This window comes from Geminicoccaceae bacterium (assembly GCA_020638465.1).
Lineage (GTDB): Bacteria > Pseudomonadota > Alphaproteobacteria > Geminicoccales > Geminicoccaceae > JAGREO01.
Genome location: JACKIM010000002.1, coordinates 1,453,416 through 1,466,970, shown reverse-complemented (window position 1 = coordinate 1,466,970; position 13,555 = coordinate 1,453,416). Strand labels below are relative to the sequence as shown.

14 protein-coding genes are annotated in these 13,555 nt (G+C 64.3%); 12 read left to right on the top strand and 2 right to left on the bottom strand.

Translation table 11 applies throughout. From position 1 onward, the window contains the following. Window positions 1–2 precede the first annotated feature (2 nt). Complete coding sequence (locus H6851_17060) at window positions 3–725, top strand: ABC transporter ATP-binding protein (protein ID MCB9945320.1); 723 nt, start codon at window positions 3–5, stop codon at window positions 723–725. Continuing rightward, a complete protein-coding gene (locus tag H6851_17055; protein MCB9945319.1) occupies window positions 725–1,420 on the top strand; it encodes an aspartate/glutamate racemase family protein in 696 nt (231 codons plus the stop codon). Before H6851_17060 ends, H6851_17055 begins: the two co-directional genes overlap by 1 nt. 21 nt (window positions 1,421–1,441) lie before the next feature. On the opposite strand, the gene H6851_17050 is transcribed toward H6851_17055, so the two are convergent. Beyond that, entirely contained in the window at window positions 1,442–1,897 is a 456-nt protein-coding gene (locus H6851_17050) for a YaiI/YqxD family protein (protein MCB9945318.1), read from the bottom strand. 146 nt (window positions 1,898–2,043) lie between these two features. On the opposite strand from H6851_17050, the gene H6851_17045 reads away from it, so the two are divergent. The 10 genes from H6851_17045 (at window position 2,044) to H6851_17000 (ending at window position 12,129) form a co-directional block, all read left to right on the top strand. Then, a complete protein-coding gene (locus tag H6851_17045) occupies window positions 2,044–3,207 on the top strand; it encodes an isovaleryl-CoA dehydrogenase (GenBank protein ID MCB9945317.1) in 1,164 nt (387 codons plus the stop codon). A 1-nt stretch (window position 3,208) separates the two neighbouring features. Continuing rightward, on the top strand, window positions 3,209–4,816 hold the full coding sequence (locus tag H6851_17040; protein ID MCB9945316.1) for a methylcrotonoyl-CoA carboxylase: 1,608 nt from the start codon (window positions 3,209–3,211) through the stop codon (window positions 4,814–4,816). A gap of 4 nt (window positions 4,817–4,820) precedes the next feature. Then, window positions 4,821–5,219 (top strand): VOC family protein, encoded by a 399-nt coding sequence (locus tag H6851_17035; protein ID MCB9945315.1) that lies wholly within the window; start codon window positions 4,821–4,823, stop codon window positions 5,217–5,219. Further along, the gene (locus tag H6851_17030; protein MCB9945314.1) at window positions 5,219–7,246 is read left to right on the top strand and encodes an acetyl/propionyl/methylcrotonyl-CoA carboxylase subunit alpha; all 2,028 of its coding nucleotides are present in this window, start codon (window positions 5,219–5,221) and stop codon (window positions 7,244–7,246) included. The genes H6851_17035 and H6851_17030 overlap by 1 nt, the downstream gene beginning before the upstream one ends. After that, entirely contained in the window at window positions 7,239–8,093 is an 855-nt protein-coding gene (locus tag H6851_17025) for a hydroxymethylglutaryl-CoA lyase (GenBank protein ID MCB9945313.1), read from the top strand. The genes H6851_17030 and H6851_17025 overlap by 8 nt, the downstream gene beginning before the upstream one ends. Next, entirely contained in the window at window positions 8,090–8,887 is a 798-nt protein-coding gene (locus H6851_17020; protein MCB9945312.1) for a crotonase/enoyl-CoA hydratase family protein, read from the top strand. The genes H6851_17025 and H6851_17020 overlap by 4 nt, the downstream gene beginning before the upstream one ends. Before the next feature lie 49 nt (window positions 8,888–8,936). Then, window positions 8,937–9,758, top strand: a complete 822-nt coding sequence (locus H6851_17015) for an SDR family oxidoreductase (protein ID MCB9945311.1) — start codon at window positions 8,937–8,939, stop codon at window positions 9,756–9,758. Window positions 9,759–9,903: 145 nt separating this feature from the next. Continuing rightward, on the top strand, window positions 9,904–10,656 hold the full coding sequence (locus H6851_17010; GenBank protein MCB9945310.1) for a hypothetical protein: 753 nt from the start codon (window positions 9,904–9,906) through the stop codon (window positions 10,654–10,656). A gap of 260 nt (window positions 10,657–10,916) precedes the next feature. Next, complete coding sequence (locus tag H6851_17005) at window positions 10,917–11,345, top strand: hypothetical protein (GenBank protein ID MCB9945309.1); 429 nt, start codon at window positions 10,917–10,919, stop codon at window positions 11,343–11,345. Between the two features lie 223 nt (window positions 11,346–11,568). After that, on the top strand, window positions 11,569–12,129 hold the full coding sequence (locus H6851_17000; GenBank protein MCB9945308.1) for a hypothetical protein: 561 nt from the start codon (window positions 11,569–11,571) through the stop codon (window positions 12,127–12,129). A gap of 48 nt (window positions 12,130–12,177) precedes the next feature. Here H6851_17000 and hisE read toward each other — a convergent pair whose 3' ends face one another. After that, window positions 12,178–13,419 (bottom strand): phosphoribosyl-ATP diphosphatase, encoded by a 1,242-nt coding sequence (gene hisE, locus H6851_16995; GenBank protein ID MCB9945307.1) that lies wholly within the window; start codon window positions 13,417–13,419, stop codon window positions 12,178–12,180. Window positions 13,420–13,555: the final 136 nt, after the last annotated feature.

Below are 13,555 nucleotides of genomic sequence, written 5' to 3'. Positions count from 1 at the left end.
TGATGACAGGCATGCTGCGCTTCGACGACGTCGAACTCTATTATGACCACGTCTATGCGCTCAAGGGCGTGTCGGTGGCCCTCGACGAGGGGGAAACCGTCGCGCTGATCGGCGCCAATGGCGCTGGAAAGTCGTCCATCCTTCGCGCAATCACCGGCCTCAACCGCATCAGGACCGGCCAGATCTCGTTCATGGGCGAGCGTATCGATGGCCTCAATCCGGCGGATATTGTCAGGCGTGGAATTGCCATGGTGCCAGAAGGTCGCCAGGTGTTTCCGTTCATGTCCGTGAAGGACAATCTCCTGATGGGGGCCTTCACCCGAACGGACAAGGCCGACATCGCCCGCACGCTCGAAATGGTGCTTGGCCGCTTTCCGCGGCTGAAGGAGCGCTACGGCCAGACCGCGGGTACGCTCAGTGGCGGCGAGCAGCAGATGATGGTGATCGGCCGGGCGCTCATGGCCAAGCCGCGCCTGTTGCTGCTGGACGAGCCATCGCTGGGTATTGCTCCCAAGCTGGTCCAGGACATCGCCCGTTCGATCGTCGCCATCAATCGCGATGAGAAGGTGTCTGTCCTGCTGGTCGAGCAGAATTCGCGCATGGCGCTGTCGATATCCAATCGCACCTATGCCCTGTCGACGGGCTCGGTGGTGCTCAGCGGCCCATCGAGGGAACTCATGCGGGACGAGCGGATCAAGGCTGCCTATCTGGGTGGCGAGGTCTGATGCGCCTGCTGGTCGCCAATCCCAACAGCACGGCCTCGATGACTGCGAAGATCGGGCGCGCCGCCGAGGCGGCGGTCTCGCCGGGCACGGAGGTGGTCGCCCGCAATCCCGCCGGCGGCCCTGCCAGCATCGAGGGATATTACGACGAGGCGCTGAGCCTTGCCGGGCTCATGGACACGGTGGCGGCCCATGCAGACGTGGATGCCGTGGTGCTCGCCTGTTTCGACGATACGGGCCTCGATGCGCTGCGTTGCATGACCCCGGCGCCGGTGGTCGGGATCGGCGAGGCGGCCTTTCACATGGCGACACTGGTCGCCGGAAGGTTCTCGGTCGTCACCACGCTCGCCCGCTCGATCCCCGCCATCGAGCACAATCTCGTTCGCTACGGCCTTGCCACCCGATGCGCCCGTGTCCGCGCTGCTGACGTGCCGGTCCTCGATCTGGAGAGGCGGTCGGAAGCCTCCGTTGCGCGTATCTCGGAAGAGATCGGCCGGGCCATGGTCGAGGATCGGGCGGAAGCCATCGTGCTCGGATGTGCGGGCATGGCCGATCTGGCGGCCGACCTCGCGCGAAGGCACGGCTTGCCCGTTGTGGATGGTGTCGCCGCCGCCGTCACGCTTGCGGAGGGCCTCGTGCGCCTCGGCCTGCGGACGTCGCGTCTCGGCGGCTACGCCCCGCCGCGCATCAAGGACTGACCGTTCCCCGGCGGGTCCGCTTCACCGTCCCGTGCGCCTGATTGCCTGAACCGCCTTGTCCAGCTCCTGCAGGAAGCGCGAGCGGTCCCGCTTGTCCATCGGCCGGCCGCCGCCACGGATCTCCCCCGTCTCGCGCAGGCTGGTCATCAGGTTGCGCAGGGCCAGGTCGGAGCCGATCGAGCTTTCGCTGAAGACCTTGCCGGTACCGGAAATGACCCGCGCGCCGGCCTTCACGCAGCGGTCGGCCAGTGGTACGTCGGAGGTGATGACGATATCGCCGGTGCCGGCGCGTGCGGCAATCCAGTCGTCCGCGCGGTCGAGCCCTTCCTCGACGACGACCTTCTCGATCAGTGGGGATTCGGGTGCGCGCAGCCAGTGATTGGCCACAAGCCACACCTTGAGTCCGTAGCGACCTGCAACGCGATAGGTCTCTTCCTTCACCGGGCAACCGTCGGCATCGATATAGATTTCCAGCATGAAGCCGATCTAGCGGACCGGGTTGCGCAAGGGAAGTCGCGAGTGGCTGCATGCAGCTCCGGTGCGATGCTGCATGGTTCGACTGGACGTCATGTTGCAACCGCCGGTACACAGATGGAACCAAGCCTGATCGCGGGAGGTCCATGATGTTCACGTCTGCCATGAACTTTGCCCTCGGTGACGAGATCGACAGCCTGCGCGACATCCTGCATCGCTTTGCCCAGGAGAAGATCGCGCCGCGGGCGGCGGCGATCGACCGCGACGATGCCTTCCCCCGCGACCTGTGGCCGGAACTGGGGGCGCTGGGTGCTCATGGCATAACCATTGACGAGACCTATGGCGGTGTGAACATGGGTTATCTTGCCCATGTTGTCGCCATGGAGGAAATCTCCCGGGCGTCTGCTTCGGTGGCGCTATCCTACGGTGCGCATTCCAATCTCTGCATCAATCAGATCGCCCGAAACGGAAATCCTTCACAAAGAGAACGTTACCTGCCGAAGCTCGTCAGCGGAGAGCATCTGGGTGCCCTGGCCATGAGCGAGCCCGGGGCGGGATCTGACGTCGTGTCGATGAGGCTGCGTGCCGACAGGCGCAACGACCGGTATGTACTCAATGGTACCAAGATGTGGATCACCAACGGGCCGACCGCCGATGTTCTCGTGGTCTATGCCAGGACCGATCCCGATGCCGGCCCGCGCGGCATCACGGCCTTCATCGTCGAACGCGACATGGCCGGGTTCAGCTGTGCGCAGAAGCTCGACAAGCTCGGCATGCGCGGCTCCGATACCGGCGAACTGGCCTTCGAGAACTGCGAGGTTCCGTTCGGGAATGTCCTTGGCGAGGAGGGACGTGGCGTCAATGTGCTGATGTCCGGGCTCGATTACGAGCGGATCGTGCTTGCCGGCGGGCCTCTGGGCATCATGGCGGCGGCCATGGATATCGTCATGCCCTATGTCCATGACCGCGAGCAGTTCGGCCAGCCGATCGGCGAGTTCCAGATCATGCAGGGCAAGCTTGCCGACATGTATACAGTGATGAATGCTGCCAGGGCCTATGTGTATGCAGTCGCCCGGGCTGCCGATCGCGGCGAGACGACGCGCAAGGATGCTGCCGGCTGCATCCTCTACAGTGCGGAGAAGGCGACCTGGATGGCGCTGGAAGCCATCCAGTGCCTGGGCGGCAACGGCTACATCAACGACTATCCTGCCGGCAGGCTGCTGCGCGATGCCAAGCTCTACGAGATCGGTGCCGGGACCTCGGAGATCCGCCGCATGCTCATCGGCCGGGAGCTGTTCAGGGAGACGGCCTGACATGGCTGTCATTCAATCTTCGCTGTCGACGCAATCGGAGGCCTGCCGGGCCAACAGGAAGGCCCATGAGGCCGCGATCGCGGTGGTTCGTGAAGCCGCCGATGCTGCTCTGGCCGGCGGCGGTGAAGCAGCACGCGAGCGACATCTGGCACGGGGCAAGATTCTCCCGCGCGAACGTGTTGAGCGATTGCTCGACCCGGGCTCGCCGTTTCTGGAGATAGGGCTGTTCGCGGCCCACGGCCTCTACGATGGCAACAGTCCGTCTGCCGGTATCATCACCGGCATCGGTCGGGTGGCCGGTCGCGAGGTGATGGTCGTGTGCAATGACGCCACTGTGAAGGGTGGCACCTACTACCCGATGACGGTGAAAAAACATCTTCGTGCGCAGGAGATCGCGCAAGCCAACCGGTTGCCCTGTGTCTATCTCGTCGATTCGGGTGGGGCCAATCTGCCCAATCAGGACGAAGTCTTTCCCGATCGCGATCATTTCGGCCGGATCTTCTTCAATCAGGCCAACATGTCCGCCAGGGGTATCGCCCAGATCGCGGTGGTCATGGGCTCGTGCACGGCAGGCGGTGCCTATGTGCCGGCGATGTCCGACGAGACGATCATCGTGCGCGATCAGGGGACGATCTTCCTGGCCGGTCCGCCCTTGGTGCGGGCAGCGACCGGCGAGGTGGTGAGCGCGGAGGATCTGGGCGGTGGCGATGTGCATACAAGGCTTTCGGGTGTGGCCGACCACCTCGCCCGTGACGATGCGCATGCTCTTGCTCTCGCGCGCCGTTGCGTGGCCGGCCTGGGGGGGAGCGGGCTGCATGCAGCGGCCTCGCCGAGTGTCGAGGCACCCCGCTACGATCCGCGGGAGATCATCGACGTGGTTCCGGCGGACCCGAAGGTCCCCTACGATAGTCACGAGGTGATCGCCCGCATTGTCGATGGTTCGCGGTTCGACGAATTCAAGGCTCGCTACGGCACGACACTGGTTACCGGCTTCGCGCATGTTCACGGCATGCTGGTCGGGATTGTCGCCAATAATGGCGTGCTGTTCAGCGAAAGCGCGCTCAAGGGTGCGCATTTCGTCGAGCTTTGTTCGCAACGCCGCATACCGATCGTCTTCCTGCAGAACATCACCGGCTTCATGGTCGGTCGCAGGTATGAGGCCGAGGGGATAGCCAAGCACGGCGCCAAGCTGGTGACGGCGGTGGCGACCACCCGGGTGCCCAGGGTGACGGTGCTGGTGGGCGGGTCCTTCGGTGCGGGAAATTATGGTATGTGCGGCCGGGCCTACGACCCGCGCTTCTTGTGGACATGGCCCAATTCGCGGATATCGGTGATGGGTGGCGAGCAGGCCGCGGGCGTGCTCGCCACCGTGCGAAGGGACGCGATAGAGCGCAGGGGAGGTCGCTGGACGGCTGACGAGGAAGCCGAATTCAGGCGGCCGACGCTCGAAATGTTCGAACGGCAGAGCCATCCGCTCTACGCTTCCGCGCGATTGTGGGACGATGGCATCATCGATCCGCGCTCGACGCGGGATGTCCTGGGGCTGAGCCTTTCGGTTTCGCTCCATGCGCCCGTTGAACCGACCAGCTTCGGCATTTTCCGGATGTGAAGCCGTGCAGCTCATCGATCACGTCTCCCTCGTCGTCGACGATATGTCCCGTGCCGCCCCCTTCTATGATGCGATCATGGATGTTCTCGGTGCGGCAAAGGTCGGCCAGAGAGCGGATTGGCTGGGCTATGGCGAGCGCTGCCGGCCGGGCGATGACGGACACAGCTATATCTCGGTCCGGCTCGGGTCGACAGGTGGGGTTCGTCATGGCGTGCATTGTTGCTTCAAGGCGGGAAGTCCGGACATCGTGCGCCGTTTCTGGGAGGCGGGCATCGCCCATGGTGGAGCTTGTGGCGGCCCGCCCGGATTGCGCAGCTATCACAGCGGCTATTACGCGGCGTTCCTGATCGACCCTTCGAGGAATCGTCTCGAAGCTGTTTTTCACGGGGATGGGAAAATCTGATGTTCGCAAAGATTCTCGTCGCCAATCGGGGTGAGATCGCCTGCCGGGTAATGGCCACCGCCCGACGTCTCGGCGTGTCCACCGTCGCTGTATACAGCTCCGTCGACAGCCATTCGAAACATGTGGCCATGGCCGATGAAGCTGTTCTGGTTGGAGATGCGCCGCCGGCACGGAGCTACCTGCTCGGCGACCGCATCATCGAGGCCGCACTGCGCACGAAAGCGCAGGCGATCCATCCGGGTTATGGCTTTCTTTCGGAAAATCCGGACTTTGTCGACGATGTCGAGCGGGCGGGGCTTGTCTTCATCGGCCCTCCCGCGTCGGCCATCCGCGCCATGGGCCTCAAGGACGCGGCCAAGGTGCTCATGGAAAGGGCGGGGGTGCCGGTCGTCCCCGGCTATCATGGCGAGAGCCGCGATCCTGGCGTGCTGGCGGCCGAGGCTGCCCGGATCGGTTATCCGGTGCTGATCAAGGCACGTGCCGGCGGTGGCGGCAAGGGCATGCGGCTGGTCGGGCATCCGGACGAATTCGCGTCGGCCCTCGAAGGTGCGCAGCGCGAGGCCCTGTCGAGTTTCGGTGACCCGGCCTGTCTCGTCGAACGATATGTCACCCGACCGCGACACGTGGAGATCCAGGTTTTCGCCGACAGTCACGGCCAGGTGGTCCACCTGTTCGAACGGGACTGTTCCCTGCAGCGTCGCCACCAGAAGGTCATCGAGGAAGCGCCCGCGCCGGGTATGACGATGGCGGTTCGCGATGCCATGGGCAGGGCCGCGGTGGAAGCCGCGCGGACGATCGGCTATCGCGGTGCGGGTACCGTGGAATTCATCGCCGATGGCAGCGGACCCCTTCGGACCGACGGCTTCTGGTTCATGGAGATGAATACCCGCCTGCAGGTCGAACACCCGGTCACCGAGGCCATTACGGGGCTCGACCTTGTCGAGTTGCAGTTGCGCGTGGCTGCGGGGGAGGCGCTGCCATTCGGACAGGAAGACCTCGCCATCGACGGGCATGCCTTCGAGGCCCGGATCTATGCCGAAGATGTCGGCCGCGGCTTCCTGCCCGCCACCGGACGGCTCGACCATTTCAACCTGCCGGATCATGTCCCGTTCCGGAACGGCCCGGTGAGGATCGATTCCGGAGTGCGTGAGGGCGATGCCATCACGCCTTACTACGACCCGATGATCGCCAAGCTGGTTGTCCACGGCCCGGATCGGGCGGCTGCCCTCCATCGGCTGGAGACCGCGCTGGCGGCAGTCGAGGTGGCGGGTTCGACGACCAATGTCGCCTTTCTCGCGGCGCTGGCGCGACATGAGGGCTTTGCCCGTGGTGAGGTGGATACGGGCCTGATCGCCAGGGATCTGGCCATGCTGGACGTCAAGCCGGTCCCGGACGGGAGGATCGTTGCCGTGGCGGCAATCATGGCACTCGGTCTGGCCAGGGAAGGCGACGGGGATGGCGATCCATGGGTACGATTGAGCGGTTGGCGGTCATGGGCGACGGCACGACCGGTCGCCTTGCTGGGAATGGGTGACGAGGTTGCAGCCTGTCCGGTCCATATTCTGGGGGAAGGATTCTACCGGGTGGATGGGCCTGCTGACGGTATCGAGCTCGAATGCCGCCTGTTGGCCGACGGTCGGGTCGAACTGCGTCATGACGGAATGGTGACCCGGCTGAATACCGCCCTGACAGGGGCCACGCTGACTGTATACAGTGAGGGTGCGGCATTCTCTTTCCACCTGCCCGATCCGCTGGCGCCCGTCGATGAAAACGGTGCGGCAGGCGGCGATGTCGTCCGCGCACCGATGCCGGGGCTGGTGAAGCTCGTCGAAACGGCATCGGGTGACCGGGTCCGCAAGGGACAGCGGTTGTTCGTGCTCGAAGCGATGAAGATGGAACATGTACTCGCCGCTCCGCGCGACGGCGTGGTCCGGGAGGTGACGGTCGCCGTTCACGATCAGGCCGATGACGGCATGGTGCTGTTGCGGCTGGAGGCGGTCGATGAGGTGGGGCCTGCCGATGGCTGATCATGTCACCCTCTTCGAGATGGGGCCGAGAGACGGTCTTCAGAACGAGAAAGTCCCCATTGCCACCGAGGACAAGATCCGGCTGGTCGATCTCCTGACGGCGTGCGGTCTGGCCAAGATCGAGACGGCGAGTTTCGTCAACCCGGAACGGGTGCCGCAGATGGCCGATGGCGCCGAGGTGCTGGCCGGTATACAGCGGGGCAAGGCGCTGTATACAGCGCTGACACCCAACCTGAAGGGCTACGAGCGTGCGCGTTCGGCCAATGTCGACGAGGTGGCGATATTCGCCAGTGCGTCTGAAGGTTTCAGCAGAGCCAACATCAACTGTTCGATTGCCGAAAGCCTCGAACGATTCCTGCCGGTCATGCAGGCTGCTGCGGCTGATCGCCTGCCGGTCAGGGGATATGTGTCCTGTGTCGTCAACTGCCCCTATGATGGTCCGACACCGCCCGCATCGGTCGCGCGGTTGACGGTCTCGCTTCTGGCCATGGGCTGTTACGAGGTCAGTCTGGGCGACACGACCGGCAAGGCGGAACCCGGGGCGATTGCCGCCATGCTTGATGCGGTGCTGGGCGACGTGCCTGCAACCCGGCTCGCCGGCCACTATCACGATACCGGCGGGAGGGCGCTCGACAACATCCTCGTCAGTCTCGAACGCGGCCTGCGGACCTTCGATTCCTCCATTGCCGGGCTTGGCGGCTGTCCGTATGCACCGGGTGCCAGGGGCAATGTCGCCACGGAACGTGTGGTTGAACGGCTGGAAACCCTCGGCCTTGCGACGGGTGTCGACAGGGAACGGCTGGAAGACGCGGCGCATTTTGCGCGAGGCCTGGGGAGCGGGACATGAGCGACAGCACGATCCGGATTGCGGTCGACGGACGCGGCGTCGCGTTCCTGACGCTGGCACGTTCCGACAAGCGCAATGCGCTTTCCGCACGGATGATCGGAGAGATCACCGACGCCGCGGGCATGCTTGGCGACGATGACGGCGTGCGGGCCGTCGTGCTGGCGGCGGATGGCCCCGTATTTTGCGCCGGCGGTGATCTCGGCTGGATGATGCAGCAGGTCAGGGCCGACAGGCCCACGCGGATGCGCGAGGCGCGAAGGCTGGCGCTGATGCTGCAGGCGCTCAACGAATTGCCGAAGCCGCTGATCGGCCGGGTACATGGCGATGCGTTCGGCGGCGGTGTCGGCATGATGGCTGTATGCGATCACGTCATTGCCTGCGGGGACTGCCGCTTCGGTTTCACCGAGACGCGGCTCGGCCTCATTCCCGCCACCATCAGTCCCTATGTCATCGCCCGCATGGGCGAGGGACCGGCAAGGCGGGTCTTCATGTCCTCGGAACTGTTCGATGCCGCCACGGCATGCCGGCTCGATCTGGTGAGCGGGGTTGTCGCCCGTCCGGCACTCGATGCGGCGGTCGACGCGGCCGTGGCCCCTTATCTCAAGGTGGCGACCGGAGCGGTGGGCAGGGCCAAGTCGCTGGCCCGGATGCTGGGTCCACGCATCGACGGGGCGGTGATCGACGCCACGATCGAACGGCTGGCCGACAGCTGGGAGACCGACGAGGCACGCGAGGGCATTGCGGCCTTCCTTGAAAAACGTCCTCCTCGCTGGGCCATATCGGCGAGCCGATGAGGCCGAAGATCGAAACAGGCTATCGAAACGGGAAGGGGAGAATCACGACATGAACCGGATCGACGGAAAATTCGCCATCGTCACCGGCGGCACGCAGGGACTGGGCGCGGCCATCGCCCGCAGGCTGGCGGAAGCCGGGGCCGCCGGGATCGTCACCTGCGGGCGCAAGGTGGAGGAAGGCCGGCAGGTGGCCGATGCGGTCTCGAACGATACCGGTTGCCCGGTCGACTTCGTCAGGGCCGATCTGGCGACGGTCGGGGATTGCCGCAACGTTGTCGAGTTCGCCGACAGTCGTTTCCATCGCGTCGACATTCTCGTGAACGCGGCGGGCCTGACTGATCGGGGCACCATTCTCGATACCTCGGTCGAATTGTTCGACCGGATGTTCGCCATCAATGTACGTGCTCCGTTCTTCCTCATGCAGAAAGTGATCCGCATCATGCTGCGCGAGAAGACGGAAGGTTCGATCGTCAATATCGGTTCGACCTCCGGTTTTGCCGGCCAGCCGTTCATCTCGTCCTATTGCGCCTCGAAGGGGGCTCTGGCCACGCTGACCCGCAACACCGCCTTTGCCGTGATGCGCAACCGTATCCGGGTCAATCAGCTCGATATCGGCTGGATGGCCTCCGATGGCGAGGACCGCATACAGCGCCAGTATCACGGTGCTGCCGATGACTGGCAGGCGAAGGCGGCGGCGGGCCTGCCCTTCGGGCGGCTGCTCGCACCGGCCGAAGTTGCCGGTGCGGTCAATTATCTCGCCTCCGCGGACAGCGGCATGATGACCGGTTCGGTGATCGCCTTCGACCAGTCGGTTCGCGGTGCCTATGCCGGTGGTCCACCGACGCCGCCCGAACCGATGCAACTGGCCTGAAGTCGCTGCGGACACCCCTGCATGCAGTTGGCGTGTTGCATGCAGGGGAGACGTCCAGACTGTTCGGTGGTGCAGGATGCAGGTCAAATTGATAAGGAAAATATTCCTTGATTTTTTGCCGGCTGCCTGTGCCACTTTGGATGGCATGACGAGATTTTTCACGCCTGCCGGTCCGGATTCACGCCAGTCGACGCTGGCGCGGCGCATCTCGCGCTGGGGTTGCGGCCGTCTCCTGCGCTTCTGCTGGCTTCTGGCCGGCGGGCGGCAGGCCGTGCTGGCGCGCTCGGGCTTTCCCGGTCTCGACGATCCTGCCGATATCAGGTTCATGCCGGATATCGTGACCGTCGTGACCGCGGCGCTGACCCGCATCGCCGGCGGAGACGGATTGCGGTCGTTCATCATGGCCTGGGCGCCGGCCTGGTTCGACGACCTGGTGCTGCGCCTGCTGGATGGCCCGGCACATGAAAACCCTCACGCGATCGCCTGGTTGCAGTGGGCAACCGGGCCGCATGGATGCAAGCCCCTGGAAGCTCTTCTGCGCACGGTCCTGCGAAGCCTGGACAAGCCACTGCGCGAACCTGACCCGTCAGCCGCCCATGGCGATGAAACCTTGCCGTCGGGGACGGTGGATCCGGCCGAACGGCCGGCTCGGCGGGTTCGGGAACCGGGAGACGAAGGCCGTCGCCGGGAAGCCTGCCTGCGCCGTCGCGGTCGCCGCCATCTGGTGCGAGCCCTCATGAAAGCGATCATGGACCGGCTGGCCGCCCAGACTGCCGGGGCGACGACGGATGCCCGGATGCGAACGCGGGCCGCCTGGCCTTCGCGGCCCGCCGACAGGCTTCGGATCGACATGGACCGTGATCCGCATCGGCCCTTCCCGCAAGACGGATTCGCCTGAAAGGGGCGAACGCCGCCTCGATGGGTTGCATTTTATTCAAATGCGATGAAACCGATGGAACGGCCCCGGACGGATGCCGTCGATTGAAATGACAGTATTTGCAGTGTCTATTTCCCGGATTGCCAAGTCATTCCAAAATAACGTGATACACATGGAGAATATATGGATATAGTTGAATAAAATGCCATTTGATAATCGTTTACGAGGCAGTGGTACGAATGCTAGACCATTGGAACGTTGTTCGACCGTGGATGGTGAATATGGCTTTGTCGCAATTGAGCACCCTCGATGGAATGAGAACGCTTTCGGTTCGCGATTCCATCGACCGGATCGAGAAATGCTATGAATTCATGCTGGCATACGCCATGGATGGCCGGCACAGGGACCCGTCGCGAACCGAGATCCGCGAGATCCGTTCCTGCCTTCAGGACCTCGACGGGGCGATGAAGGAGATCGGCTATTGTGCGCCCCAGATGTTCCGCGATGGCCTGATGGGGCCTTTCGCCCGCCGCTTCCTTGCCGATCTGTCCGTGGTCCGCTCGGCTCTGGCGATGGCTTTGGAGAGGTCCAGCATCAGCGCCGCCATGGTCGAGAATCTCAACGAGATGATCACGGTGCAGTCCTTCCTGAGCGATCTGTTCTTCATCGACCAGGTCATGCTCAACCCCCGCGAGGGAAGCATCCATTAGGCTGCTCCCCGATCGGACGCAGGCGGAATGCGTGTCTGTTTTTGGGGCATCGGGAACTTTACGCATTGTCGACGGGTTATGGCTCGGTAAGATCCGGCGCGTGGATTTTGCCCGGGCCGTAACGCTGGTCGGATTGCCCGTTCACGGCTTTCGGTGTCGCGCCGCAAAATCAGGTTGACCCATCGAGAAACAACGACCGCATCGCGGCACACGGAGAACCCGAATGAAACAGACGAGACGCTTCTTCGCCGTCACCAGCCTTCTGGCGCTGGCGGCCTGCGCTTCCGGCTCGACCCCCCAGGAGACCGCCGACAAGCGCGCCCAGATCGACCAGGAAGCCACCGTCGCCCTGAACCAGCTCTACACCGAGAACCCCGAGGCCAAGACGCTCAGCGAAAGGGCCAAGGGCATCCTGATCATGCCCGACATCATCAAGGGCGGCCTCGGCATCACCGGCGAAGGCGGCACGGGCGTTCTGCGGGTCAATGGCCAGCCCGCGGGTTACTACAACCTGACCAGCGCCGGTTTCGGCCTGGCCATCGGCGTGCAGAGCTACTCGCAGGTGCTGATGTTCCTCGAAGACCAGGCGCTGGCCGATTTCCAGGCTGGCCAGGGCTGGGAAGCCGGTGTCGATGGCTCGGTCGCGGTGCTCGACACGGGGGCCAGCGGCGAGGTCGATACCAGCAACATCCAGGCGCCGATCGTCGGTTTCGTCTTCGGCGAGACCGGCCTCATGGCCAATGCGAGCATCGAAGGCTCGAAATACACCAGGCTCGACGACTGAGCCTGCGTGCGTTTTCCGGACGGGGCGGGCACGCTCCGTCCGGGGCGGTCAGTTCCGGCGCGTCACCTTCCGTTCGCGGCGGTTGAGGTGGTGTTCGACCTCTTCCAGCGACACTCCCTCGGCTGCAAGCCGGGTCAGGGTGAAGAAGATGAGGTCGGCGGCTTCCCATATCACCTCGTCGCGTGATCCCGCCTCGACCAGTTCATTCGCCTCTTCGAGGATTTTGCCGGCCAGCAATGCCGGATCGTCGATCAGCTTGCGGCTGTAGGACCCTGCCGGAGCGCTTGCCGCACGGCTTTGAAGCCGGCGGGCGAGGCGTCCGAGATCCCGGTCGTCGCCGAAGCAGCTTCGTGTGCCGAGGTGGCAGAACCCCCGGCCGCTCTGGCGGACGATGAATTGCAGGCTGTCGCGGTCGCAGTCCGCGCGAATGGCCAGCAGTTCCTGGATGTTTCCGGAGCTTTCACCCTTGCGCCACAGTCCGCGCGAACGCGACTGGTAGATGCCGCGCCGCTCGTTGACCGCGGCCTTGATGCTCTCGCGGCTGGAATAGACGAGACCCAGCGTCATGCCGCGTTCGTCGCTGACGACGGTGGGGATGAGGCCGTCGGGGCGGTCGCTGGTGATCGGTGCGGCGACGGCCTCGCCCAGGTCCATGCGGCCTGAATACAGCGCCATGCCGACCTGGCAGTCGGCACCGAGGGCATCCAGTGCGGCCACCTCCTCGACCGTGGTGACGCCGCCGGCAATGATGACGGATGCCGGTTTCGCCGCCTCGACGATCTGTCGTGCGAGGTCGAGATTGGTTCCGGCGAGCCGGCCCTCAAGTTCGACGAAGGTGACGAGGAAGCCCGATACGAGGTTCTTGAGGGCCTCGATGCGCTCGAAGATGCCTTCTCCGGTGCCCTGCTTCCAGCCTTCGACGACAACCTCGCCGTGGCGGGCGTCCAGGGCGGCGATGACCCGGTTCTTGGGCAACTGACGCAGGATTTCCGGCTTTGCCATGGTTCCGAGGATGATGCGCCTGGCTCCCTTGTCGAGCCAGCGAATGGCTGTCTGCACATCGCGAATGCCGCCTCCGACATTGCAGTCGAACCGGGCGATGAGCGTCTCGACGAGATCGGCGTTCGACCCCGTCCGCATGGCGGCATCGAGATCGATGACGGCGATGTCGCCGGCGACCGAGAAGCGTTCGGCGATCGGCATCGGATCGCCGGCCTCGATCTCGCGCTTCTCGCCGCCGATGAGCTGCACGGCCTGTCCGTCCTGGAGGTCGATGGATGGAATGATCATGGGCTTGCTTTTTCCGATCGCTTCGAAGTCGCGGCACAGATGGACCCGACCCGCCTCCGCCGTCAACACGAACGCGTCGATGGACGCATGGCCCTGCCGCGTCTAACACTGACAGCGAGTGGCGATATTCAGGGGA

What these genes read in the sequence shown, in the direction of transcription:
- H6851_17025 (MCB9945313.1), top strand. Translation starts at nt 7,239, where the DNA reads ATGGCTGATCATGTCACCCTCTTCGAGATGGGGCCGAGAGACGGTCTT.
- H6851_17000 (MCB9945308.1), top strand. Translation starts at nt 11,569, where the DNA reads ATGAAACAGACGAGACGCTTCTTCGCCGTCACCAGCCTTCTGGCGCTG.
- H6851_17015 (MCB9945311.1), top strand. Translation starts at nt 8,937, where the DNA reads ATGAACCGGATCGACGGAAAATTCGCCATCGTCACCGGCGGCACGCAG.
- H6851_17010 (MCB9945310.1), top strand. Translation starts at nt 9,904, where the DNA reads ATGACGAGATTTTTCACGCCTGCCGGTCCGGATTCACGCCAGTCGACG.
- H6851_17030 (MCB9945314.1), top strand. Translation starts at nt 5,219, where the DNA reads ATGTTCGCAAAGATTCTCGTCGCCAATCGGGGTGAGATCGCCTGCCGG.
- H6851_17005 (MCB9945309.1), top strand. Translation starts at nt 10,917, where the DNA reads ATGGCTTTGTCGCAATTGAGCACCCTCGATGGAATGAGAACGCTTTCG.
- H6851_17040 (MCB9945316.1), top strand. Translation starts at nt 3,209, where the DNA reads ATGGCTGTCATTCAATCTTCGCTGTCGACGCAATCGGAGGCCTGCCGG.
- hisE (MCB9945307.1), bottom strand. Translation starts at nt 13,419, where the DNA reads ATGATCATTCCATCCATCGACCTCCAGGACGGACAGGCCGTGCAGCTC.
- H6851_17050 (MCB9945318.1), bottom strand. Translation starts at nt 1,897, where the DNA reads ATGCTGGAAATCTATATCGATGCCGACGGTTGCCCGGTGAAGGAAGAG.
- H6851_17045 (MCB9945317.1), top strand. Translation starts at nt 2,044, where the DNA reads ATGTTCACGTCTGCCATGAACTTTGCCCTCGGTGACGAGATCGACAGC.
- H6851_17055 (MCB9945319.1), top strand. Translation starts at nt 725, where the DNA reads ATGCGCCTGCTGGTCGCCAATCCCAACAGCACGGCCTCGATGACTGCG.
- H6851_17020 (MCB9945312.1), top strand. Translation starts at nt 8,090, where the DNA reads ATGAGCGACAGCACGATCCGGATTGCGGTCGACGGACGCGGCGTCGCG.
- H6851_17060 (MCB9945320.1), top strand. Translation starts at nt 3, where the DNA reads ATGACAGGCATGCTGCGCTTCGACGACGTCGAACTCTATTATGACCAC.